Genomic DNA, 23,166 nt, shown 5'->3' with positions numbered 1-23,166 from the left:
CGCTCAGTAGCGGTACTGCTCGTCGTGCCCGGTGCCGTTGCCGTGCGTCTGTCCGTCGCCCTGGTACGGGTACTGCTGCTCGGGCGGGAGTTCACCGCCGTACGGGTCGTCGGCGCTGCGCTGCTGCGGGACCCACAGGCCGCCGGCCGGGGTCTCGCCGCCGTAGCCCTGCTGGGCGTACGGGTCCTGGCCGTAGCCCTGCTGGGGGTACTGCTGCGGGTCGGCGTAGCCGGTGTCGTACGAGGTGTTCCCGTAGGCCGGGTTGCCGGTGTACGGGTCGGAGTAGGCCGCGTACTGCTGCTGGCCCGTGGTGTCGTAGCCCTGCTGCTGGCCGTAACCGGAGTAGTCGTAGGCGTGGTTCGGGTCGGCGCCCTGGGCGGCCGCCGCGTACTGGTCCTGGGACGGGGCCGTGTACCCGGTGTCGCCGTAGACGCCGTAGGAGCCGGTGTCGTCGGGCATGGGCTGCGGCTCGTAGACGGCGGTGGTCCCGTCGGCCGCCGGCTGGCCGGGGCGGGCGGCGGGGGTGAACACGTCGTCGTGGTCGTAGTCGTCGTCCGCGCGGTGGCCGGACCGGTCGCGGTGGCCGTCGTCCTCGTCGCCGTGACCGGCGCCGGGCGCCTCCAGGTCGGAGACCTCCAGGGTCGGCTCCTGGCGTCCGCGACCGCCGCGGCGGCCCTTGGCGGCGGCCAGCACCGGCGCGTTGACCGCCCAGCCGGCCGCGAAGCCGCGGCGGAACGACAGCGTCACATAGGTCTGGCCGACCGCGAAGGCCGCGGCGCCGAGACCGATGACGACCACGGACGGGATCAGCACACCGAGCACGACGCCGAGGAAGCCGCCGAAGGCGAGCAGCCGCCAGCGCAGGCGCGCCTTGTACTGCAGCAGCACCTCACCGAGCAACCACAACGCGACGATGCCGAACGCGATGTAGAGGACCGTCCAGCCCATGTACGCCCCTCTCCCAGTGGTCGCTACTCAGTGTGTCGTATATGAGTGCGACCGGTCTAGGCCCGCGGTGGGTGGTGCAGGCCCAGGTTCTCGTAGATTTCCAGGGTCGCCGTGGAGTTGTTGAGCGTGATGAAGTGCAGTCCGGGCACTCCCTCGGCCAGCAGCCGGGCACAGAACTCCGTGGCGAACTCGATACCGATGGAGCGTACCGCCGCCGGATCGTCCTTCGCTGCGAGGATCCGCTCTTCAAGGGCCCCCGGGAACACGGCGTTACTGAGCTTTGGCAACCTCTCCAGCATCTTCACGCTGGTCACCGGCATGACTTCGGGAATCACCGGGGTCGCGCAGCCCGCCGCGTGGACTCGGTCACGCAGTCGCAGATAGGACTCGGGCTGGAAGAACATCTGGGTGATCGCGTAGTCGGCGCCCGCCCGGCACTTGTCGACGAAGCGGGCGACGTCGGTGTCCCAGTCGGCCGACCGCGGGTGCATCTCCGGGAAGGCGGCGACACCGACGCAGAAGTCGCCCGACTCCTTGATGAGCCGGACGAGTTCGGCGGCGTAGGTGAGCCCCTGCGGGTGCGGCACCCAGTCGCCCATCGGGTCGCCGGGCGGGTCGCCGCGCACGGCGAGCATGTTGCGGATCCCGGCGTCGGCGTACTGGCCGATGATGTTGCGCAGCTCGGCGACGGAGTGGTCGACCGCGGTGAGGTGGGCGACCGGGGTGAGGGTGGTGTCGGCGACGATCTGCTGGGTCTCCTTGACCGTGCCCGCGCGCGTGGAGCCGCCCGCGCCGTAGGTCACGGAGACGAAGTCCGGGGCGACCGCCTCGACCCTGCGCAGCGCGCTCCACAGGTTCCGCTCACCCTTGGGGGTCTTCGGCGCCGAGAACTCGAACGAGAACGTCGTCTTGCCGGAGGCGAGCATGTCGCGCACGGTGCGTGCGCGATCAGTCCTGGTGGATGCTGTTCCGAGGGCCATACCGGCAGGTTAGCCAGGGGTCGGCGGTCCCCCAACCGGATGCGGGACATTTGTCTGGAATGCCGACTTGTTGTCCATCCCTTGGACAAACCTGAGACACGCGGGGGTCATCCGGCGTCCACGGGTGCCGCCTGCCGCAGCCGCTTCGCGAACCCGGCCGCCGCCGCGCCCGGGTCGTCCGCCTCGGTGACGGCTCGCACGACGACGACCCGGCGGGCACCGGCGTCCAGCACCTCGTCGAGGTTGCCGAGGTCGATGCCGCCGATGGCGAACCAGGGGCGCTCGGTGCCCAGGGCGGCGGTGTACCGGACCAGACCGAGACCGGGGGCGTGGCGGCCGGGCTTGGTGGGGGTGGGCCAGCAGGGCCCGGTGCAGAAGTAGTCCACGCCGGGCTGGACGGCCGCCGCGGCGGCCTCGGCCTCGGCGTGGGTGGAGCGGCCGACCAGGACGCCGTCGCCGAGGATCGCGCGGGCGGCGGGGACGGGCAGGTCGCCCTGGCCGAGGTGGAGGACGTCGGCGCCGGCGGCGTGGGCGACGTCCGCGCGGTCGTTGACCGCGAGCAGCTTGCCGTGCCGGGCGCAGGCGTCGGCGAGGACCGCCAGGTGCTCCAGCTCCTCACCGGCCTCCATGCCCTTGTCCCGCAGCTGCACGATGTCGACCCCGCCGGCCAGGACCGCGTCCAGGAACTCCGCGAGATCGCCCTGCCGCCTGCGGGCGTCGGTGCACAGGTAGAGCCGGGCGTCGGCGAGCCGGGCGCGAGCGGTGTCGGTCATAGGAGGGTCCCCCCGGAGTGGCGGCGGCGTACGGACCCGGTGGGCCCGGTGTGTCGGCGGCGGGCGCTCGCGACGGTCACGGACCGGGGCGGCACACACCGCAACGGACCCTATGCCGCCGCACCGGCGACCGCGAGACACCCCTCACGGCTGCCTGCACGCCCCCCGCACACCGCGAGACGTCCTCGACCGGTGCGCGAAGCCCGGTCCGGGAGCCGCCCCGGCCGTGGCGCCGGCGTGGACCGCCCCCACGGCCGGGGCTGATGCCCCGGCCGTCGTCGTTCGCTCTGTCCGGTCGGTCGGGTGCGGTCAGACCGCGAGCGCCTGGGCCCGGCGCTTCACCTCCGTGCCGCGGTTCTCGCTGAGCGCCTGCGCGGGCGTGCCCGGCAGGGTGGGGTCGGGGGTGAAGAGCCATTCCAGCATCTCTTCGACCGTGAAGCCGTCGTCCCGCAGGAGCGTCAGGGTTCCGGTCAGGCCCTTGACGATCTTGTCCCCGTCGATGAAGGCGGCGGGCACGTGCAGCGCGCGGTTCTCACCCCGGCGCACGGCGATGAGCTGGCCCTCCTTGACCAGCTGCCGGACGCGCGTCACCTCGACGCCGAACATCTCGGCGATGTCGGGGAGAGTGAGCCAGGCGGGGACGAGAGCATCGATCTTTGCGTCAATCTCGGTCACGGGACAAGCCTGCCATCTGCCACTGACAGTCGGAAGTCAGCCCCGCCCACCTGGGCGGACGCGCCGGGCCGGGGTGTCACGCCGTCGCCGACTTCAGGGGCCGCGCCGGGTCCGCCAGCAGCTCCGCGTCCATCGCCGTGCCCGCCTCGATCAGCCTGCGCCCCTGCGCCAGGTCCCGGGGCCGTCCCACCGCGAGCAGCGCGACCAGGCGGGACTCCCGCAGCCAGCAGACGCTCCACGCCGCCTCGGCGGGGTCCCCGCGCCACACCATCCGGTCGGCGCCCGCGTGGTGCCCCGCGTACTGCACGAAACGCCCGAACTGCTCGGACCAGAAGTACGGCACCGGATCGTAGACCGCCGGCTCCCGGCCGGTGGGCGCGCCCAGGACGTTCACGGCGACCGTGCGCGGCCCCTGGAGGGCGTTGTCCCAGTGGTGGACCAGCAGGCGCTCGCCGTAGCGCCCGGACGGGAAGGACGCGCAGTCGCCGACCGCGTACACGTCCGGCAGGGAGGTCGCCAGATGACGGTCGGCGGCGACCTCCCCGTGCGCCCCGAACTCGATCCCGGAGCCCGCCAGCCAGGCGGTGGCGGGCCGGGCCCCGATGCCGACGACCACGGCGCCCGCGGGCAGCCGCGTACCGTCGTCCAGGACCACGGTGCCGGGCTCGACGCGCTCCACGCGCGCGTGCGTGCGCAGCGTGACGCCGGCCTCCGCGTACCAGGCGGCCATCGGGGCGGCCACCCCGGCGGGCAGCACCCCGGTGAGCGGCCGCTCCTCGGCCTCCACGACGGTGACCGCGCAGCCCGCCTCGCGGGCCGCCGTGGCGAACTCCGCGCCGATCCAGCCGGCGCCGACCACCACGATGTCGTGCTGCCGCGCGAGCACCGGCCGCAGCCGCGCGGCGTCGTCCAGGGTGCGCAGCAGATGCACGCCGGGCACGCCCTCCGTGCCCGGCAGCCGGACCGGTTCCGCGCCGGTGGCGACCACCAGGACGTCGTACGGGACGGGCCCGGCCTCCGTGTCCAGCTCGTGGTCGCCGGGGCGCAGGCCGAGCACCTCGCAGCCGAGCCGCAGTTCGATGCCGGCGTCCTCGAAGTCGACGTCGAAGGCGGAGTCCTCGGCCTTGCCCAGCAGCACCGCCTTGGACAACGGCGGCCGGTCGTACGGCTGGTGGGGTTCCGCACCGATCAGGGTCACGGTGCCGGTGAAACCCTGCTCCCGCAGGGCGAGGGCGGTCTGCACGCCGGCCATGCCCGCGCCCGCCACCACCACCCGCCGCGGCTCCGGCCCTCCCGGCTGCTGCGTCTGCTCGCTCACCCGATCACCTTAGACACCCGGCACGGCATCGATCAGCCGAGCTGCTCCACCACGCTCGTCCCGCTGCCCGGCTGCGACTCCCACGCCCAGCTCTCCTCCAGCCGTACCCGTCCGTCGGGCAGCTCCACGACCGTCGACACGCAGTGCCCCGAGGAGGTGGTGCCGTCCCGCTTCAGCTGCACGTACCGGAAGTCCAGCCGGTCCCCCGCGCGGGTGCCCACCAAGTGCCCGCGCACGACGTCGCCGCCCGCGTACTCGGCCCAGATCTCACCGCCCCGCTCGTGGTAGACGAAGCGGGTGCGGGTGCCGACCTGGCCGGGGGCCTGGTCGGCCACGGGGGCGAGGACGAGTCCGTCGAGCGATGGTGCCACGCGGGGGCTCCCTTACAAGCGCGTTGCTAGGGTGGCCAACGTACAAGCACTCGCGGGAGCCCGGACGCACCGGGCTGAGAGGGAGGCTGGCGGCCTCCGACCGTACGAACCTGATCCGGGTCATGCCGGCGAAGGGAGGGGCTGGACGCCCATGTCGCCCACGCGCACCTCAGACGTCCTCGTCGTCGGGGGCGGAATCATCGGTCTGGTCACGGCCTGGCGGGCCGCGCAGCGCGGTCTCGCCACGACCGTGGTGGACCCCGAGCCGGGCGGCGGCGCCGCCGAGGTGGCCGCCGGGATGCTGGCCGCCGTCACGGAACTGCACTACGGCGAGGAGACCCTGCTCGGTCTGAACCTCGCCTCCGCGCGGCGCTATCCCGGCTTCGCGGCCGAGCTGACCGAGCTGACCGGCCACGACCTCGGCTACCGCGCGTGCGGCACGCTCGCCGTGGCACTGGACGCCGACGACCGCGCCCACCTGCGGGAACTGCACGCCCTGCAGCAGCGCTCCGGGCTGGACTCGCAGTGGCTGTCCGGGCGGGAATGCCGGCGCCTGGAGCCGATGCTCGCGCCGGGCGTGCGCGGCGGCCTGCGGGTGGACGGCGACCACCAGATCGATCCGCGGCGGCTGGCGGCCGCGCTGGTCACCGCCTGTGAGCGCATGGGCGTGACCGTCCACCGTGCCTGGGCCGAGCGGCTCGTCGTCGCGGGAGACCGCGCGACGGGCGTGGTCACGGCCGACGGCACCGGCCTCGGCGCCGGGCAGGTGGTGCTCGCCGCGGGCAGCCTCAGCGGGCGGCTCGCGGGCGTCCCCACGGACGTGCTGCCGCCGGTGCGCCCCGTGAAGGGGCAGGTCGTACGGCTGACGATGCCCGCGCGGCACGGTCCCTTCCTGAGCCGGACCGTGCGGGCCGTGGTGCGCGGCAGCCACGTCTACCTGGTGCCGCGCGGGAACGGCGAGCTGGTGGTCGGGGCGACCAGCGAGGAGATGGGCTGGGACACGACGGTGACCGCGGGCGGCGTGTACGAGCTGCTGCGCGACGCCCACGAGCTGGTCCCCGGCATCACCGAGCTGCCGCTGACCGAGACCCGGGCCGGACTGCGTCCCGGCTCCCCCGACAACGCGCCGCTGCTCGGCCCGACCGGTCTCGAGGGGCTGCTGCTGGCCACCGGCCACTACCGCAACGGCGTCCTGCTGACGCCGGTCACCGGCGATGTCATGGCGGAGGTCCTGACCACCGGCGCCCTGCCGGAGGTGGCCCGTCCGTTCACCCCACGGCGCTTCGGCGCCGCCGTCCGCACGGAGCAGCCCGCATGAACGTCTCGGTCAACGGGGAGCGCCGGGAGTTCCCGCCCGGCACCGCTCTCGACCTCGTCGTGAAGTCACTCACCGCGGCGCCCTCGGGGGTGGCCGCCGCCCTCAACGAAACCGTCGTCCCGCGCGCGCAGTGGCCCGCCACGCCCCTCCGTGAGGGTGACCGCGTGGAAGTCCTGACCGCCGTCCAGGGAGGTTGACCATGGCCGACGATCCGCTCCTCCTCGGCGGTACGTCCCTCACGTCCCGCCTGATCATGGGCACCGGCGGGGCGCCGAGCCTCGACGTGCTGGAGCGGGCGCTGGTGGCGTCCGGGACGGAGCTGACGACCGTCGCGATGCGGCGCGTGGACCCCTCGGTGCACGGGTCCGTGCTGTCGGTGTTGGAGAGGCTGGGCATCCGGGTGCTGCCGAACACTGCGGGGTGCTTCACCGCCGGGGAGGCGGTGCTCACCGCGCGTCTCGCGCGGGAGGCGCTCGGCACGGACCTGGTCAAGCTGGAGGTCATCGCCGACGAGCGGACCCTGCTGCCGGACCCGGTCGAGCTGCTGGACGCGGCGGAGACGCTGGTCGACGACGGGTTCACGGTGCTGCCGTACACGAACGACGATCCGGTGCTGGCGCGGAAGCTGGAGGACGTGGGGTGCGCGGCGGTCATGCCGCTGGGGTCGCCGATCGGGTCGGGGCTGGGGATCCGCAACCCGCACAACTTCGAGTTGATCGTGGAGCGGGCGGGGGTGCCGGTGATCCTGGACGCGGGGGCGGGGACCGCGTCGGACGTGGCGCTGGCGATGGAGCTGGGGTGTGCGGGGGTGATGCTGGCGTCCGCCGTCACCCGGGCGCAGGAGCCGGTGCTGATGGCTTCCGCGATGCGGGGGGCGGTGGAGGCGGGGCGGTTGGCCCGACTGGCGGGGCGGATTCCCCGGCGGTGGTACGCCGAGGCGTCGTCTCCCGCGGAGGGCTTGGCCGTGCTGGATCCGGAGCGGCCTGCTTTCTAGGCGCCGCTGCGGACAGTCGTGCCGCTGGGGCGATGGGGGTCCCCCGCTCGAGCGGAGCCGAGAGTGGGGGAGGGTGGGCGCAGCGGCACCCGGTAAGCGCGGCGAGCGAAACTCACCCCCGGCAGAGCACGACCGGCCGCAGCCAGGTAACACAGGTCACAGGTCCGCTCCAACAGCGGTTGAACGGGGCGGGGGTGTCGGTGGGGCCTCGTAGACTCGCTGCGTGGACACGACCCTTCAGGACCCTCTGGTCGGGCAGGTGCTCGACGGCCGGTACCGCGTCGAGGCGCGGATCGCGGTCGGCGGGATGGCCACGGTCTACCGGGCCGTGGACACCCGTCTGGACCGCATCCTCGCGCTCAAGGTGATGCACCCCTCCCTCGCGGCCGACGGCTCGTTCGTCGAGCGGTTCATCCGCGAGGCGAAGTCGGTCGCCCGGCTGGCCCACCCCAACGTGGTGCAGGTCTTCGACCAGGGCACCGACGGGGCGTACGTCTACCTGGCGATGGAGTACGTCGCCGGCTGCACCCTGCGCGACGTGCTGCGCGAGCGCGGGGCGCTCCAGCCGCGCGCCGCGCTGGACATCCTGGAGCCGGTGCTGGCCGCGCTCGGCGCCGCGCACCGGGCCGGGTTCGTGCACCGCGACATGAAGCCCGAGAACGTGCTGATCGGGGACGACGGCCGGGTCAAGGTCGCCGACTTCGGGCTGGTCCGGGCCGTGGACTCGGTGACGAACACCACGGGCACCGTGCTGGGCACGGTCTCGTACCTGGCCCCGGAGCAGATCGAGAACGGTGTCGCCGACCCCCGCGTGGACGTCTACGCCTGCGGCATCCTGCTCTACGAGATGCTGACCGGCGAGAGGCCGCACGACGGCGACTCCCCCGCGATCGTGCTCTACAAGCACCTGCACGACGACGTGCCGGCCCCGTCGGCCGCCGTGCCCGGCATGGCGTACGAGCTGGACGAGCTGGTCGCGTCGGCGACCGCCCGCAACCCCGAGGTCCGCCCGTGCGACGCGGTGGCGCTGCTCGCGCAGGTCCGCGCGGGGCGCGGCCGGCTCACCGCCGAGCAGCTCGACACGGTGCCGCCGCAGGCGCTGGCGTCGGAGCACGACAACGCGGAGGACCGTACGAGCGTCATCCCGCGCTCCCTGACGGTGCCCCGCCCGCTGCCCGTCAACGAGGACGAGCCCGCGGACCCCGTGCACCGCACCAGCCGGTTCTCCTCCCCGCCGCCGCTGCCGCCGCGGCGCCGGACGGCGCTGCGGCGCGGTCCGATGGCGATCGTCGTGGCCGTGCTGCTGGTCCTCGGGGTCGGCACGGGAATCTGGTACATCAACTCCGGCCAGTTCACCAAGGTCCCGCCGCTGCTGGGGAAGACCGAGCAGGAGGCCAGGGACCGGCTGTCGGACACCGGGCTGGAGGCCGGCCAGGTGACGGAGGCGTACAGCGACACCGTGGAGCGGGGCACGGTGATCAGCACCGACCCGAAGGCGGGCGCCCGCATCCGCGGCAACGACTCGGTGTCGCTGACCCTCTCCAAGGGTCCGCAGACCGTGCGGGTGCCCGACCTCGACGGCTACCCGCTGGACAAGGCGCGGGACCTGCTGAAGGACGACGGTCTGGAGCCGGGCATGGTGACCCGGGCGTTCAGCGGGACCGTGGCCCGGGGCTCGGTGGTCTCCACGGAGCCGGGCAAGGGCACCGAGGTCCGCGCGGGCTCGGCGGTGGCGCTGACCGTGAGCAAGGGCAGCCCGGTGGACGTGCCGGACGTGACCGGCGACGACGCGGAGGACGCCCGCGCGGAGCTGGAGGAGGCCGGCCTCGAGGTGAAGGTCGCCGCCGAGCGGGTCAACTCCGAGCACGACGCCGGACAGGTGGCCCGGCAGACCCCGGGCGCGGGCCGGCAGGCCGCCGAGGGCGACACCGTGACGCTGACGCTGTCCAAGGGCCCCGAGATGATCGAGGTGCCGGACGTGATCGGCGACAGCGTGGACGAGGCCAAGGAGAAGCTGGAGGACGCCGGGTTCGGCGTGGACGAGGACCGCGGGCTGCTCGGATTCTTCGGCGACACCGTCAAGGGCCAGTCCGTGGACGGCGGGGACACCGCGCCCAAGGGGTCGACGATCACCATCGAGATCCGCTGACGGACGGGGCCGGTGCGCGTGGCACCCTTGACGGGTGAAGAGTCACCTGTCCGGCCCCGCCCGCAACCCGGTCGGCGGCCATGTGCCCGTGGCCGGCGGACTGCACTCCGTCGGCCTGTCCTACGCCCGTGAGCTGGACGCCGAGACCGTGCAGGTCTTCGTCGCCAATCCGCGCGGCTGGGCCACCCCGGCCGGCAATCCGAAGCAGGACGAGGCGTTCCGCGCGGCCTGTGCGGACGGCTCGATCCCGGCGTACGTGCACGCCCCGTATCTGATCAACTTCGGGTCCCACACCGAGGCGACCGTCGAGCGGTCCGTGGAGTCGCTGCGGCACTCGCTGCGGCGCGGCCGGGAGATCGGCGCGCTGGGCGTGGTGGTGCACACGGGCAGCGCGACCGGCGGGCGGGAGCGTCCGGTGGCGCTGAAGCAGGTGCGGGAGCACATGCTGCCGCTGCTCGACGAGCTCACCCATGACGACGACCCGTTCCTGCTGCTGGAGTCGACGGCCGGCCAGGGCGCCTCGCTGTGCTCACGGACCTGGGACTTCGGACCGTACTTCGAGGCGCTGGACGCCCACCCGAAGCTGGGCGTCTGCCTGGACACCTGCCACATCTTCGCGGCCGGCCACGACCTGACCGGGCCGAGCGGGATGCACCGGACGCTGGATCTGCTGGTGGACACGGTCGGTGAGGGGCGGCTGAAGCTGATCCACGCCAACGACTCCCTGGACGTGGTCGGCGCCCACAAGGACCGGCACGCGAACATCGGCGCCGGACACATCGGCGAGGACCCCTTCCGGGCGCTGATGACGCACCCGGCGACCGAGGGCGTACCGCTGGTCATCGAGACGCCCGGCGGCAAGGAGGGGCACGCCGCGGACGTGGAGCGGCTGAAGAAGCTCCGGGACGCCTGAGGGACTCCCCCGGGTCAGATCTCGGGGCCGTCCCCGGGCTCCTCCTGGTAGGAGTAGCGCTGCTCCCGCCAGGGGTCGCCGACGTTGTGGTAGCCGCGCTCCTCCCAGAAGCCCCGGCGGTCGGCGGTCATGTACTCCACACCGCGGACCCATTTGGGGCCCTTCCAGGCGTACAGATGGGGGACGATCAGCCGCAGCGGGAAGCCGTGCTCGGCGGTGAGCAGCTCGCCGTCCTTGTGGGTGGCGAAGAGGGTGCGCTCGGAGGTGAAGTCGGCCAGCCGGAGGTTGGAGCTGAACCCGTACTCCGCCCAGACCATCACATGGGTGACGTCCGGCGCGGGCGGGGCGATGTCCACGACGGTGCGCGCCGGGATCCCGCCCCACTCGGCGCCGACCATGCTGAACTTGGTGACGCAGTGCAGGTCGGCCTCGACGGTGGTGTACGGCAGGGCCGTGAACTCCTCGTGGTTCCAGGAGTGCTTCTCACCGTCGGCGGTGGCGCCGAAGACCCGGAACTCCCAGCGTTCGGGCCGGAACTTGGGGACCGGCCCGTAGTGCGTGACCGGCCAGCCCTTCTGCAGCCGCTGCCCCGGCGGGAGCTCGGACCGCGCCGCCCCTCCCGATGCGCGCTCCCTCGATTCGCGTTCCGCCGGCTGACCCATGTCCCCATCCTGACAGACCGGTGGCGATGCCCCCGAACCGGGCCCGACAGATTCGGTCAAATAGGTACAAAGCTGGCTAAGCATGGACTTACTTACTAAGTCAATACTTACTGGACGATCTTCTCCGCCGGTGCAATCATGCGCTCCAACCTGCCAGTTCCCCGCGCGGAAGGAGCCCATGCGATGCAGGGCGACCCCGAGGTCATCGAATTCCTCAACGAGCAGCTGACCGCCGAGCTCACGGCGATCAACCAGTACTTCCTGCACTCGAAGCTGCAGGACCACAAGGGCTGGACGAAACTCGCCGAGTACACGCGCGCCGAGTCCTTCGACGAGATGCGTCACGCCGAGGTGCTCACCGACCGCATCCTGCTGCTCGACGGACTGCCGAACTACCAGCGGCTGTTCCACGTCCGGGTCGGGCAGACCGTGACCGAGATGTTCCAGGCGGACCGGGAGATCGAGCTCGAGGCGATCGACCGGCTGCGCCGCGGGGTGGAGGTCATGCGCAACAAGGGCGACATCACGTCGGCCAACGTCTTCGAGGCGATCCTGGCCGACGAGGAGCACCACATCGACTATCTGGACACCCAGCTGGACCTGATCGAGAAGCTGGGCGAGTCGCTGTACCTGTCGACCGTCATCGAACAGTCCCAGCCCGACGCCTCAGGCCCGGGAACGAGCGGCTTCTCCACGCACTAGGGCGGGACCGGAGGACGGGACTAGGCGGCTTCCGGGACCTTCGCCGCCAGCGGCTGCTCGCCCTGGTCGATGAGCTGCCGGCGCGGGCAGGAGCCGCGGCCGAGCAGTGCCTGGATGCGCCGTACGCAGCCGCCGCAGTCGGTGCCGGCCTTGCAGGCGGAGGCGATCTGCCGGGGCGTGCACGCTCCGGCGTCCGCGTGCCTCCTCACCTGTTCCTCGGTCACACCGAAGCAACTGCAGACGAACACGCGGTTCACCTCCCGGGAAGGTACTGGGTCGAGCCGCTCCGACCCCTGATCGGTGAGGCTAACCTAACCTTACCCGCCACCCGAAACGCACAGAAGAGGGGTGGGACGCGATCTCATGTGATGCGCGCCCCACCCCTCGACCGGTGTCACCGGCTACTGGTCGCGGTACATCTCCGCGACGAGGAACGCCAGGTCCAGCGACTGGCTGCGGTTGAGCCGCGGGTCGCAGGCCGTCTCGTAGCGCTGGTGCAGATCGTCGACGAAGATCTCGTCGCCGCCGCCCACGCACTCGGTGACGTCGTCGCCGGTGAGCTCCACGTGGATACCGCCCGGGTGGGTGCCGAGCCCCTTGTGGACCTCGAAGAAGCCCTTCACCTCGTCGAGCACGTCGTCGAAGCGGCGGGTCTTGTGACCCGAGGCCGCCTCGAAGGTGTTGCCGTGCATCGGGTCGGTCACCCAGGCCACGGTGGCGCCGGACGCGGTGACCTTCTCGACCAGCTCCGGGAGCTTGTCGCGGATCTTGTCCGCGCCCATCCGGACGATGAAGGTCAGCCGGCCGGGCTCGCGCTCGGGGTCGAGGCGCTCGATGTACTGCAGCGCCTCCTCGGCCGTGGTGCTCGGGCCGAGCTTGATGCCGATCGGGTTGCGGATCCGCGAGGCGAACTCGATGTGCGCGTGGTCCAGCTGCCGGGTGCGCTCACCGATCCACACCATGTGCCCGGAGACGTCGTACAGCTGCCCGGTGCGCGAGTCGACCCGGGTGAGGGCGGACTCGTAGTCGAGCAGCAGCGCCTCGTGCGAGGAGAAGAACTCGACGGTCTTGAACTCCTCCGGGTCGGTGCCGCAGGCCCGCATGAAGTTCAGCGCGTTGTCGATCTCCCGGGCGAGCTGCTCGTAGCGCTGGCCGGACGGGGACGACTTCACGAAGTCCTGGTTCCAGGCGTGCACCTGGCGCAGGTCGGCGTAGCCGCCGGTGGTGAAGGCGCGCACCAGGTTCAGCGTGGACGCCGACGCGTGGTACATGCGCTTCAGCCGCTCGGGGTCCGGGATCCGGGCCTCTTCGGTGAAGTCGAACCCGTTGACGGAGTCGCCCCGGTAGGTCGGCAGCGTCACGCCGTCGCGGGTCTCGGTCGGCTTGGAGCGCGGCTTGGAGTACTGGCCGGCGATCCGCCCGACCTTCACGACCGGCACGGAGGCGGCGTACGTGAGGACGGCGCCCATCTGGAGCAGCGTCTTCAGCTTGTTTCGGATGTGGTCGGCGGACACGGCGTCGAAGGCCTCGGCGCAGTCGCCGCCCTGGAGGAGGAACGCCTCTCCCTTGGCGACGGACGCCATCCGGGCGCGCAGCTGGTCGCACTCACCCGCGAAGACGAGCGGCGGATACGACTCGAGGTCCGCGATCACATCGCGCAGAGCCTCGGCATCGGGGTACTCGGGCTGCTGCGCCGCGGGAAGGTCTCGCCAGGTGTTGCCAGCGCTCGCGCTGGACTTAGCGTTCACGGTCACGCCCTCAACATTACGGGGTGCTCTCACGCCCTCCGGGCCGTGCCCAGAAAGTGAGACACGTAATACGTTCCGTGGACATGGGGTAGGGTGCGTCGCATGTTCGCGCACTCGACCCAGAACTGGTGGTGGCCCGCTTCTCCGGCGGCCCACTGACTGCGCGTACGCAAGACTTCGCGAAGGCCGCCCGAGGGGCGGCCTTCGGTGTTTCCCGGGGTCGTTCCTCACGCTCATGACAGCGACGAGACGAGGGACCCCCCATGGACCTGGCACAGCTCCCGCACGACGACCGCCCCTTCGCCCTGCTGCGCCGCCGCACGCCGGGCCACGACCACGACGTGGTCGAGCTGCTGGTCGGACCGGTCGGCACCCGTGACCGCCTGGCCGACCTGCCCGACGAGTGCCTGGCGGTCGTCCCCTTCCGGCAGATCCGCGAGCGCGGCTTCGACGTCCGCGACGACGGCACCCCGCTGCTGGTGCTGACGCCCGAGGAGCGGTACGAGATCCCGCTCGCCGAGGCCCTCGACCGGCTCCCCGCGCACGACGTCCGGGTGGCGGGCGGCGGCTTCGACGTCGGCGACGAGGAGTACGCGCGGATCGTCGGGCGCGTCCTGGACGAGGAGATCGGGCGGGGCGAGGGCGCCAACTTCGTGATCCGGCGGACGTACGAGGGGGAGATCCCCGGGTTCGGACGGGCCGACGCGCTGGCGCTGTTCCGGCGGCTGCTCGAGGGCGAGCGGGGCGCGTACTGGACGTTCGTCGTCCACACGGGAAACGAGAAGGGGCCCGAAGGGCCAGGGCGGGGGCGGGAGACGGGTGGGCGCACGCTGGTCGGGGCCAGCCCCGAGGTGCACGTCCGGGCGTCGGGCGGGACGGTCGTGATGAATCCGATCAGCGGCACCTACCGCTATCCGGCCCAGGGCCCGACCCCGGAGCACCTGCTGGAGTTCCTCGCCGACGGCAAGGAGATCGAGGAGCTGTCGATGGTCGTCGACGAGGAGCTCAAGATGATGTGCACCGTCGGCGACATGGGCGGGGTCGTGGTCGGGCCCCGGCTGAAGGAGATGGCGCACCTCGCGCACACCGAGTACGAGCTGCGCGGCCGGTCCTCGCTGGACGTGCGCGAGGTGCTGAAGGAGACCATGTTCGCGGCGACCGTCACCGGGTCGCCGGTGCAGAACGCCTGCCGGGTGATCGAGCGGCACGAGGTGGGCGGGCGGCGCTACTACGCGGGCGCCCTCGCCCTCATCGGCCGTGACGAGGGCGGCGCCCAGACCCTGGACTCCCCCATCCTCATCCGCACCGCCGACATCGACGCGGCCGGGCGGCTGCGGGTGCCGGTCGGGGCCACGCTGGTGCGCGGCTCCAACCCGGCGGGCGAGGTCGCGGAGACCCACGCCAAGGCGGCCGGGGTGCTGGCCGCGCTGGGGGTGCGTCCCGGGCGGCCGCGCGAGGAGTCCGTGCGGCCGAAGCTGGCCGACGACCCCCGGGTGCGGGCGGCGCTGGACGGGCGGCGGGCCTCGCTGGCGCCGTTCTGGCTGCGGATGCAGGAGCGGTCGGACGCGCTGACCGGTCACGCCCTGGTCGTCGACGGGGAGGACACCTTCACCGCGATGCTCGCCCACGTGCTGCGCGCCGCCGGGCTGGAAGTGACCGTCCGGCGCTACGACGAGCCGGGGCTGCGGGAGGCGGTGCTCGGGCACGGGGGGCCGCTGGTGCTGGGCCCCGGACCGGGCGACCCGTCCGACACGGCCGACCCGAAGATGCGGTTCCTGCGCGCGCTGACCGCCGACGTCGTCCTCCCCCACGCTCGGCTTCGCTCGCGCGGGGGGACCCCCCTGAAGCGGCACGGCGTCCTCGGGGTCTGCCTCGGCCACGAGCTGATCGCGGCCGAGCTGGGCCTGGAGATCGTACGCAAGGAGGTGCCGTACCAGGGGGCGCAGACGGAGATCGACCTGTTCGGGCGGCCGGAGACGGTCGGCTTCTACAACAGCTTCGTGGCGCACTGCGACGAGGACACCGCGCGGGAGCTGGCCGCGCACGGCGTCGAGGTGAGCCGCGCGGCCAACGGCGAGGTGCACGCGCTGCGCGGGGAGGGCTTCGCCGGGGTGCAGTTCCACCCCGAGTCGGTGCTGACCCTGAACGGCGCGGCGATCGTCCGGGAGCTGGTGGGTCAGCCGCGGGGCACCAGGACGTTCTCGGAGCGGCGGCCGGCGCTGTAGTCGAGGACGTTGTCCACCGTGGTCCCGACGATCTGCCCGACGGCGTCCGCGGTGTAGTACGCCTGGTGCGAGGTGACCAGGACGTTCGGGAACGTGACGAGGCGGGCCAGGGTGTCGTCGTCGACGGCCTCCAGGGACTTGTCGAGGAAGAACAGTCCCGCCTCCGCCTCGTACACGTCCAGGCCGACGCCCGTGAAGCGGCCGGCGCGCAGTTCGGTGACGAGGGCCGCGGTGTCGATGAGGCCGCCCCGGCTGGAGTTCACCAGGATCGCGTCGTCCCGCATCGTCTTCAGGGCGTCGGCGTCGATGAGGTGCTGGGTCGCGGGCAGCAGCGGGACGTGCAGGGTGACCAGGTCGGACTCGGCGAGGAGCTGCTCCTTGGGGAGGTAGGTCATGCCGAGGTCCAGGCAGGCGGGGTTCTCGGTGACGTCCCAGCCGAGCAGCCGCATGCCGAAGCCGTGGGCGATCCGGGCGAACGCCTCGCCGATCCTGCCGGTGCCGAGGACGCCCGCGGTGCGGCCGTGCAGGTCGCGGCCCATCAGTCCGTCGAGCCGGAAGTCGAAGTCGCGGGTGCGGGTGGAGGCGCGGACGATCCGGCGGTTGACGGCCATGGCGAGGGTCCAGGCGAACTCGGCGACCGAGTACGGCGAGTAGGACGACACCCGGGCGACCGTCAGGCCGAGCCGTTCGGCGACCTCCAGGTCGATGTTGTTGAAGCCGGTGGAGCGCTGGGCGACCATCCGGGTGCCGCCGGCCGCGAGGCCGGAGAGCACCTCGGCGCCGAGGTCGCAGTTGACGCTGGTGGAGATGATCTCGTGGCCCGCGGCGATGGGGACGGTGTCCGCGTTGAGGAAGACGTCGAGGCCGCGCACCTCGTGGTGGCCCGCGAAGGCCCGCTCGATCAGCGGCTTCTCGTCGGTCTGCACACCGAACGCCAGGATCTCCACGGTTCCCTCCGGGGTTCGTACCGGGTTCATTTCCGTACCCGCGAATATACGGGGGTGAGGAAGGGCGCGCTCGGGCCGGACGGGGCAGCGGTGGGGCCGGTCTACTCGTCGTCGAGGCCGCGCTCTATGGCGTAGCGGACGAGTTCGACGCGGTTGTGCAACTGGAGCTTGCCCAGGGTGTTCTGCACGTGGTTCTGCACGGTGCGGTGGGAGATGACGAGCCGTTCGGCGATCTGCTTGTAGCTGAGGCCCTTGGCGACCAGGCGCAGCACCTCGGTCTCGCGGTCGGTCAGCCGGGGTGCGCCCGGTTCGCCGTCGGCGGGGGCGGGCCCCGCCGGTTCGGAGGCGAGGCGGCGGTACTCGCCGAGGACCAGCCCGGCCAGGCCGGGGGTGAACACCGGGTCGCCGACGGCCGTACGGCGCACCGCGTCCCGCAGTTCCTCGGTGGAGGCGGACTTCAGCAGATAGCCGGTGGCGCCGGACTTCACCGCCTCCAGGACGTCCGCGTGCTCGCCGCTCGCCGAGAGCACGAGCACGCGGACGGCGGGGTTCGCGGCGACGACCTCCTTGCAGACCTGGACGCCGGGCTTGCCGGGCAGGTTCAGGTCGAGGACGAGGACACCGGGTACGGCGGCCTTGGCGCGGCGCACCGCCTGCTCTCCGTCGCCGGCGGTGGCGACGACCTCGAAGCCGGACTCGGACAGGTCGCGGGCGACGGCGTCGCGCCACATGGGGTGGTCGTCGACCACCATGACCTTGATCGGGTCCTCGTGGTCCCTGCTGTCCCCGTGGTCCCTGCTGTCTCCGGTGCTGTCCGTCATCGCCGTTCCGCCTTCCCCCGTGGGTCCTTCGTTTCCCGCACGTCCTTGGGCACCTTCAGTTCGACCTCCGTGCCCTGCCCCGGCACCGAGATCAGCTCCGCGCTGCCGCCGAGGTCGCGCAGCCGGCCCCGGATGGACAGGGCCACGCCGAGCCGGCCCTCGCCCTCGGCCTGGGCGAGCCGGCCCTCGGGGATGCCGGGTCCGTCGTCGCGCACGGTGACGATCACCTCGTCCGGTTCGTCCTCGACCAGGATCCAGGCGCGCGCCCGCTCCCCCGCGTGCCTGCGGACGTTGTCCAGGGCGGCCCCCACGGCGGCGGCCACCTCCCGCGCGGCGGCCGGCGCCAGCCGGACCGGCGCTCCGGGCTCGGCGAGGCTGACCAGGGATCCGGCGTAGGGGGCGAGCAGGGTGCGCAGGTCGACCGGCTCGCCGTCCCCGGTGTCGTCCTCGTCCACGGCCCGTACGACGGCGCCCTCGGCGGCGTCCTCCGAGGCCCGGGAGACGGGGACGAGCCCGCCGGAGACCAGGGTGCGCAGCGCGACCTCCTGTTCCCCGGCCAGCCGGCCCAGTTCGGCGGCCTCGCCGCCGATCACCGCACCCCGGCGCTGCACCATGGCCAGCACCTGGAGCACGCTGTCGTGGATGTCCCGCGCCAGGCGCTCCCGCTCCCTGGTCGCGGCCTCGATCTCCAGCGCGCGGGCGAGGGTGCGCTCGGAGGCGCGGGCGACCTCGACGACGTAGCCGATGGCGATGGAGGCGACCCACACGAGGATCACGTTGTGGACGGTGTCGCGGGCCGGGCTGCCGCGTTCGACGAGGTTGGCGGCGGCGACGAGGGTGGAGGCGAGGGCCGCCCAGCGCCAGCCGCCCTTGACGGCGAACGCGAGCACCGATCCGGCGGTCCAGATGGACGGCAGCGTCGGGCCGCCCCCGTGGACGCGCTCGGGTGCGTCGGCGAGGGGCGTGAGCAGGATGCCGACGACCGCGATGGTCAGGTCGGCGGTGAGGAAGCGCTTGGTGCAGGCGGCCTCACTCGCGGTCCTGGGCAGGGTGGCCAGGGTCCACACCGCGAGGACGGTGAAGTAGCCGACGGCGAGCCAGGGGCGGGGGAACTCCTCGTAGGCGGTGGCGAACAGGCCGATCGCGTACACGAGCGTGAGGACGCGGTAGCCGGTGAGGGCGCGCCACAGCGGCTGCTCCACCGACATGCGCATGACTTTCTCGCGCCTGGCCATGTCCCCCACTCCCCCCGAGCCCCGCGTCCAGACCCTAAGGGCCCGGCCGTCGCCCGTCCTGCTCCCCGTCGGCCTGCTCCATGGCGGCCTTCAGCTTCTCGGCCTGTTCCTTCTCCGCGCGGGCGAGCGCGGCCTTCGCCGCCTTCTCCGCTTCCTTCTCGGCCTTGGCCGCCTCCGAGAGCTGCCGCTTCATGGCGGTGGCGTACATGTCGACGTACTCCTGGCCGGACAGCTTCATGATCTCGTACATGACCTCGTCGGTCACCGCGCGGAGCACGAAGCGGTCGTGTTCCATGCCCTGGTAACGGCTGAAGTCCAGTGGCCTGCCGATCCGTATGCCGGGCCGCATCAGCTTGGGCATGACCTGACCGGGAGGCTGGATCTTCTCCGTGTCGATCATGGCGACCGGGATGACGGGCGCTCCGGTGGCCAGCGCCACGCGCGCGAGGCCACCGGGCTTGCCCCGGTAGAGGCGGCCGTCGGGCGAGCGGGTGCCCTCCGGGTAGATGCCGAACAGCTCGCCGCGCTCGATGACCTCGATGCCGCTCTTGATCGCCGCCTCGCCCGCGCCGCGCGCGCCGGAGCGGTCCACCGGGAGCTGGCCCACGCCCTTGAAGAAGGCGGCCGTCAGCCGGCCCTTCACACCCGGGGTGGTGAAGTACTCGGCCTTGGCGATGAAGGTGACCTTGCGGTCCAGCACGGCCGGGAGGAAGAAGGAGTCGGAGAACGACAGGTGGTTGCTGGCCAGGACGGCGGGGCCCTCGGCGGGGATGTTCTCCAGGCCCTCCACCCAGGGCCTGAAGGCGAGCTTCAGCGGCCCTCCGATGGCGACCTTCATCGTGCCGTACAACAACCGAGTGCCTCCCGTGCGTGTTGGTCAGACCATATCCCGGAGCGCCGTCGAAGGCCCCGACGGCCCTGGTCGGTGTCAGTGCGGTCGCGTACGGTGAAGGTCCTGCAACCCGTGTGCGGCGCCTGCCGCGATCACCGTGACGTACCAGACCTTCCTACGAACAGGAGGCCGAAGGTGCCGCTCCTGACCGGAGCCGAGCCGTTCCGCCACGAGGGCGGGGAGACCGCCGTCCTCCTCTGCCACGGCTTCACCGGTTCACCGCAGTCGCTGCGCCCCTGGGCCGAGCATCTCGCCGGGCACGGCCTGACCGTCTCGCTGCCCCTGCTGCCCGGGCACGGCACCCGCTGGCAGGACCTCGGGGTCGCCGGCTGGCAGGACTGGTACGCGGAGGTGGACCGCGAGCTGCGGCTGCTGCTGGACCGCCACGAGCGGGTGTTCGTCGCCGGTCTGTCGATGGGCGGCGCGCTGGCACTGCGGCTGGCCGCGCTCCACGGTGCCGCGGTGAGCGGGGTGATGGTCGTGAACCCGGCGAACAAGGTGCACGGGGTGGCCGCGCACGCCCTTCCGGTGCTCCGCCATCTCGTCCCGGCGACGAAGGGCATCGCGAGCGACATCGCGAAGCCGCTGAGCAGGGAGCTCGGGTACGACCGGGTGCCGCTGCACGCGGCGCACTCGCTGCGGACCTTCCTCCGGCTCGTCGACGGCGAGCTGCCCCGGGTCACCCAGCCGCTGCTGCTGCTGCGCAGTCCGCAGGACCACGTGGTGCCGCCCGCGGACTCGGCCCGGATCCTCGGCCGGGTGTCGTCGACGGACGTCACGGAGATCCTGCTGGAACAGAGCTACCACGTGGCGACGTTGGACTACGACGCGGAGCGGATCTTCCGGGAGAGCACCGCGTTCATCGGCCGGCTCGCACCCGGCGCCGTCAAGGAGCCCGGTCTCGGCACGGAAGGGACGACCACAGGTGGCTGAGCACGACTCGGACCGCGAGGATCGTGAGGACCGCGAGGACCGTGAGGGTCGCGAGGACCGTGAGGGTCGCGAGCCCGAGGAGAAGGGGGTCCCCTTCGACGAGGCCGCCGCGTGGGAGGCGATCGTCGCCGGGTACGGGGAGGAGCCGCCGGACCCGCCGGGCGCCAAGCCGTTCAAGTCCGTCGAGGACCTGGCGCTGCTGGAGCCCGAGACGAACGACGGCGAGGCGAAGGCCGAGTCCCCCGTCAAGGCCGAGGACAAGCCGGCCAAGCCGCTGGGCGGCTCCGTCTCCTTCGCCCCCGGCGTCGGCGGCCCGCGCGACTACAGCGTGCGGGAGCCGTCGGACGACGACCTCGACGAGACCGACGAGGGCCACTTCGTCCCGCCGGAGCCCCCGCCGCTGCCGGAGGCCGACGTCACGTCGAAGTTCGCCTGGCTGGGAGTGCTCGGCGGCCCGCTCCTGCTGCTGCTGGCGATCCTGCTCGGCTGGGAGATGACCTGGTGGCTGACCACCCTGTGCATCGGCGGCTTCCTGGGTGGCTTCGCCACACTGGTGATGCGCATGCGCACGGACGACGAGGACGACGACGATCCGGGGCGGGGCGCGGTGGTCTGACCGCTGTCACGCGGCCGGGATCCGGAGGGCGGCCAGGACCGGAAGGTGGTCCGTGGCCGCCCTCAGGTCCGCCGCGCTCGCCCCGGGCTGCTCGAGCGGAACCCCGCAGCCCAGCACCTCGACGCCCTTGGTCACGAAGAGGGCGTCGATCCGCCGCCGCGGTTCGTCGCGGACCCAGGTGTGCTCACCGCCCCAGGGGGCCGCGGTCCAGCAGTCGGTCAGGGACTCGGCCAGCCGCCGGAAGGTCCGCCCGCCCGGCCGCTCGTTGAGATCCCCGCCCGCGACCGCGTGCTCGACGCCCATCCCGGCGAGCCGGTCGAGGAGCATGCCGCCCTGCTCGTACCGCTCGCCCTTCTCCAGGGAGAGGTGACAGCTCAGCACGCCGAGCCGGGCGCCCCCGAACCGTACGACGGCGGTGGCGAACCCGCGCCGGTGCTGCCCGGGCGTGAGCGGCAGCAGCACGTCCTCGGTGCGCTCGACGGTCGCCCGCAGCGAGCACAGCATCGCGGGCCCGGCGGCCGTGGCACCTCCGGAGAGGATGACGAGGCCCGTTTCCGAGGCGAGCCGGGCCAGCTTCTTGCGCCAGCGGAAGAACCGCGGCGCCTCCTGGAGCAGGACGAGGTCGGGAGCGCAGGCGCTGATCACCCGGGCGAGGGCACCGGTGTCGTCGCGCATCGAACGGATGTTGTAGCTGAGCACCCGGATGACGGCCGAACCGTCGGACTCGGTCCGGGAATCGGGCAGCAGCGGAGTCGTCGCCATGCGGATCAAGATACGCCCACGCGCACGACGCGGTGCGGCTCTGCGCCGCACGTACCCGAGGAGGCCGCTCCCCGCGGACGATGAACCCACGGCTTTCGGCTCCGCGCCGGGCGCGCCTTCTGCCGGGTACGGCTGCGCCCGCCGTCCCCGGAGGGACCAGGCGGGCGCAGCCGTGCACATGAAGGGGTGTCACATGACCGGGTCGGGTTCCCGGGCCAGGTCCGCCGCGCCGACCAGGCCCGCCTTGTTGCCGAGCTGGGCGCCGAGGACGTCGGCGACCGGGCGCCAGTTGCCGCCGACCAGCCAGCGCTTGTAGGACTTGCGGATCGGGCCGAGGACCAGTTCGCCCTCGTCGGAGAGGCCGCCGCCGACGATGAACGCGGAGGGGTCGAAGAGGGAGGCCAGGTCGGCGAGGCCGGCGCCGACCCAGCGGGCCAGCTCGCGGTAGGAGTCGACGGCCACCCGGTCGCCCTGGCGGGCGGCCATGGAGACGTGCTTGCCCTCGATGCCCTCGGGGGTGCCGTCGCCGAGGGAGAGCAGGGTCTCGGCGTTCTCGGGGGTGGCGTTGGCGCGCTGCTTGGCGTAGCGCACGAGGGCGCGGCCGGAGGCGTACTGCTCCCAGCAGCCCTGCGAGCCGCAGCCGCACAGCAGGCCGTCCGGCACCATGCGGATGTGGCCGAACTCGGCGGCCACGCCGAAGTGGCCGCGGCGCAGCTTGTTGCCGATGATCACACCGCCGCCGAGGCCGGTGCCGAGCGTGATGCAGATGACGTTGCGGTGGCCGGCGCCCGCGCCGAACTTGTACTCGCCCCAGGCGGCGGCGTTGGCGTCGTTCTCCACGACGACCGGGAGGCCCGTGCGGGCCTCGACCTTCTCCTTGAGCGGCTCGTTGCGCCAGTCGATGTTGGGCGCGAAGTACACCGTCGAGCGCTGGCGGTTGACGTATCCGGCCGCACCGATGCCCACGCCGACGATGTCGTGCCCGGCGCGCGCTCCCTCCACCGCGGAGGCGATGGCGTCCACGATGCCCTCGGGCGTGCCCGGGGTCGGCACCTTGTGGGTCGAGAGGATGTTGCCTTCCTCGTCGACCACGCCGGCCGCGATCTTCGTGCCGCCGATGTCGACGCCGATGGTGAGTCCCATGAATCCCTCAGTTCCGGTCGAGCCCCGCTACCGCCAACGGT

At 72.6% G+C, this 23,166-nt stretch carries 25 protein-coding genes and 1 riboswitch; of the genes, 10 read left to right on the top strand and 15 right to left on the bottom strand.

All coding sequences use genetic code 11. The features are described 5' to 3' along the window. Positions 1–3 precede the first annotated feature (3 nt). The 6 genes from AB0A94_RS14345 to AB0A94_RS14320 all read right to left on the bottom strand — a co-directional run bounded on the left by AB0A94_RS14345 (position 4) and on the right by AB0A94_RS14320 (position 5,065). A complete protein-coding gene (locus AB0A94_RS14345) occupies positions 4–948 on the bottom strand; it encodes a hypothetical protein (RefSeq protein ID WP_361743872.1) in 945 nt (314 codons plus the stop codon). Between the two features lie 56 nt (positions 949–1,004). Then, positions 1,005–1,928, bottom strand: a complete 924-nt coding sequence (metF, locus tag AB0A94_RS14340) for a methylenetetrahydrofolate reductase [NAD(P)H] (protein WP_361743869.1) — start codon at positions 1,926–1,928, stop codon at positions 1,005–1,007. 107 nt (positions 1,929–2,035) lie between these two features. Further along, the gene (thiE, locus tag AB0A94_RS14335; RefSeq protein WP_361743866.1) at positions 2,036–2,701 is read right to left on the bottom strand and encodes a thiamine phosphate synthase; all 666 of its coding nucleotides are present in this window, start codon (positions 2,699–2,701) and stop codon (positions 2,036–2,038) included. A 309-nt stretch (positions 2,702–3,010) separates the two neighbouring features. Continuing rightward, entirely contained in the window at positions 3,011–3,376 is a 366-nt protein-coding gene (locus AB0A94_RS14330) for an Rv2175c family DNA-binding protein (RefSeq protein WP_217136597.1), read from the bottom strand. A 76-nt stretch (positions 3,377–3,452) separates the two neighbouring features. Then, positions 3,453–4,694, bottom strand: coding sequence for an FAD-dependent oxidoreductase (locus AB0A94_RS14325; protein ID WP_361743863.1), 1,242 nt, complete (start codon positions 4,692–4,694; stop codon positions 3,453–3,455). 32 nt (positions 4,695–4,726) lie between these two features. After that, positions 4,727–5,065, bottom strand: a complete 339-nt coding sequence (locus AB0A94_RS14320; RefSeq protein ID WP_361743860.1) for a hypothetical protein — start codon at positions 5,063–5,065, stop codon at positions 4,727–4,729. A gap of 42 nt (positions 5,066–5,107) precedes the next feature. Further along, a riboswitch (TPP riboswitch) is annotated at positions 5,108–5,219 on the top strand. Between AB0A94_RS14320 and thiO the strand changes: the two genes are divergently transcribed. The 5 genes from thiO (at position 5,217) to AB0A94_RS14295 (ending at position 10,439) form a co-directional block, all read left to right on the top strand. Next, positions 5,217–6,383 carry a glycine oxidase ThiO gene (gene thiO / locus AB0A94_RS14315; RefSeq protein WP_361743857.1) on the top strand — a complete coding sequence of 389 codons (1,167 nt, stop codon included), beginning with the start codon at positions 5,217–5,219 and terminating at the stop codon, positions 6,381–6,383. (Overlaps the previous riboswitch by 3 nt.) After that, a complete protein-coding gene (gene thiS / locus AB0A94_RS14310) occupies positions 6,380–6,580 on the top strand; it encodes a sulfur carrier protein ThiS (protein WP_361743854.1) in 201 nt (66 codons plus the stop codon). Before thiO ends, thiS begins: the two co-directional genes overlap by 4 nt. Before the next feature lie 2 nt (positions 6,581–6,582). After that, on the top strand, positions 6,583–7,377 hold the full coding sequence (locus AB0A94_RS14305; RefSeq protein WP_361743852.1) for a thiazole synthase: 795 nt from the start codon (positions 6,583–6,585) through the stop codon (positions 7,375–7,377). 223 nt (positions 7,378–7,600) lie between these two features. After that, entirely contained in the window at positions 7,601–9,526 is a 1,926-nt protein-coding gene (gene pknB, locus AB0A94_RS14300) for a Stk1 family PASTA domain-containing Ser/Thr kinase (protein ID WP_361743849.1), read from the top strand. 34 nt (positions 9,527–9,560) lie between these two features. After that, positions 9,561–10,439, top strand: a complete 879-nt coding sequence (locus tag AB0A94_RS14295; protein WP_361743846.1) for a deoxyribonuclease IV — start codon at positions 9,561–9,563, stop codon at positions 10,437–10,439. A gap of 14 nt (positions 10,440–10,453) precedes the next feature. On the opposite strand, the gene AB0A94_RS14290 is transcribed toward AB0A94_RS14295, so the two are convergent. Then, positions 10,454–11,101: a sulfite oxidase-like oxidoreductase gene (locus tag AB0A94_RS14290; protein ID WP_361743843.1), complete on the bottom strand. Its 648-nt coding sequence runs from the start codon at positions 11,099–11,101 to the stop codon at positions 10,454–10,456. A 183-nt stretch (positions 11,102–11,284) separates the two neighbouring features. On the opposite strand from AB0A94_RS14290, the gene bfr reads away from it, so the two are divergent. Further along, on the top strand, positions 11,285–11,803 hold the full coding sequence (gene bfr, locus AB0A94_RS14285; RefSeq protein ID WP_361743840.1) for a bacterioferritin: 519 nt from the start codon (positions 11,285–11,287) through the stop codon (positions 11,801–11,803). A 20-nt stretch (positions 11,804–11,823) separates the two neighbouring features. Here the strand turns inward: bfr and AB0A94_RS14280 are convergent, their stop codons facing one another. Both AB0A94_RS14280 and AB0A94_RS14275 read right to left on the bottom strand, forming a co-directional pair. Next, positions 11,824–12,060, bottom strand: a complete 237-nt coding sequence (locus AB0A94_RS14280; protein WP_361743837.1) for a (2Fe-2S)-binding protein — start codon at positions 12,058–12,060, stop codon at positions 11,824–11,826. Between the two features lie 144 nt (positions 12,061–12,204). Continuing rightward, entirely contained in the window at positions 12,205–13,557 is a 1,353-nt protein-coding gene (locus tag AB0A94_RS14275) for a class II 3-deoxy-7-phosphoheptulonate synthase (RefSeq protein WP_361743834.1), read from the bottom strand. A gap of 96 nt (positions 13,558–13,653) precedes the next feature. On the opposite strand from AB0A94_RS14275, the gene AB0A94_RS14270 reads away from it, so the two are divergent. Beyond that, a complete protein-coding gene (locus AB0A94_RS14270) occupies positions 13,654–13,710 on the top strand; it encodes a trp operon leader peptide (RefSeq protein ID WP_107062014.1) in 57 nt (18 codons plus the stop codon). A 104-nt stretch (positions 13,711–13,814) separates the two neighbouring features. Continuing rightward, complete coding sequence (locus AB0A94_RS14265; protein WP_361743831.1) at positions 13,815–15,776, top strand: anthranilate synthase family protein; 1,962 nt, start codon at positions 13,815–13,817, stop codon at positions 15,774–15,776. On the opposite strand, the gene AB0A94_RS14260 is transcribed toward AB0A94_RS14265, so the two are convergent. The 4 genes from AB0A94_RS14260 to AB0A94_RS14245 all read right to left on the bottom strand — a co-directional run bounded on the left by AB0A94_RS14260 (position 15,728) and on the right by AB0A94_RS14245 (position 19,617). Beyond that, entirely contained in the window at positions 15,728–16,723 is a 996-nt protein-coding gene (locus AB0A94_RS14260) for a 2-hydroxyacid dehydrogenase (protein ID WP_361744271.1), read from the bottom strand. The genes AB0A94_RS14265 and AB0A94_RS14260 overlap by 49 nt on opposite strands. Positions 16,724–16,824: 101 nt before the next feature. Then, positions 16,825–17,544, bottom strand: coding sequence for a response regulator transcription factor (locus tag AB0A94_RS14255; RefSeq protein WP_361743828.1), 720 nt, complete (start codon positions 17,542–17,544; stop codon positions 16,825–16,827). Then, positions 17,541–18,779 (bottom strand): DUF5931 domain-containing protein, encoded by a 1,239-nt coding sequence (locus AB0A94_RS14250; protein WP_361743825.1) that lies wholly within the window; start codon positions 18,777–18,779, stop codon positions 17,541–17,543. The genes AB0A94_RS14255 and AB0A94_RS14250 overlap by 4 nt, the downstream gene beginning before the upstream one ends. A 34-nt stretch (positions 18,780–18,813) precedes the next feature. Beyond that, positions 18,814–19,617 carry a lysophospholipid acyltransferase family protein gene (locus AB0A94_RS14245; RefSeq protein ID WP_361744268.1) on the bottom strand — a complete coding sequence of 268 codons (804 nt, stop codon included), beginning with the start codon at positions 19,615–19,617 and terminating at the stop codon, positions 18,814–18,816. A 189-nt stretch (positions 19,618–19,806) separates the two neighbouring features. Here AB0A94_RS14245 and AB0A94_RS14240 point away from each other — a divergent pair, with 189 nt between their 5' ends. Both AB0A94_RS14240 and AB0A94_RS14235 read left to right on the top strand, forming a co-directional pair. Next, on the top strand, positions 19,807–20,604 hold the full coding sequence (locus tag AB0A94_RS14240) for an alpha/beta fold hydrolase (protein WP_361743822.1): 798 nt from the start codon (positions 19,807–19,809) through the stop codon (positions 20,602–20,604). Then, positions 20,597–21,220, top strand: coding sequence for a hypothetical protein (locus AB0A94_RS14235; RefSeq protein ID WP_361743820.1), 624 nt, complete (start codon positions 20,597–20,599; stop codon positions 21,218–21,220). The genes AB0A94_RS14240 and AB0A94_RS14235 overlap by 8 nt, the downstream gene beginning before the upstream one ends. Positions 21,221–21,226: 6 nt before the next feature. Here AB0A94_RS14235 and AB0A94_RS14230 read toward each other — a convergent pair whose 3' ends face one another. Beyond that, the gene (locus tag AB0A94_RS14230; protein WP_361743817.1) at positions 21,227–21,982 is read right to left on the bottom strand and encodes an endonuclease/exonuclease/phosphatase family protein; all 756 of its coding nucleotides are present in this window, start codon (positions 21,980–21,982) and stop codon (positions 21,227–21,229) included. A gap of 189 nt (positions 21,983–22,171) precedes the next feature. Continuing rightward, the gene (locus tag AB0A94_RS14225; protein WP_361743814.1) at positions 22,172–23,125 is read right to left on the bottom strand and encodes an ROK family glucokinase; all 954 of its coding nucleotides are present in this window, start codon (positions 23,123–23,125) and stop codon (positions 22,172–22,174) included. Positions 23,126–23,166 lie beyond the last annotated feature (41 nt).

The organism is Streptomyces sp. NPDC044984 (assembly GCF_040646935.1).
Taxonomy (GTDB): Bacteria; Actinomycetota; Actinomycetes; order Streptomycetales; family Streptomycetaceae; genus Streptomyces.
Note: the sequence above shows the minus strand (reverse complement) of the source record. Positions and strands in the feature narration are given on the sequence as shown.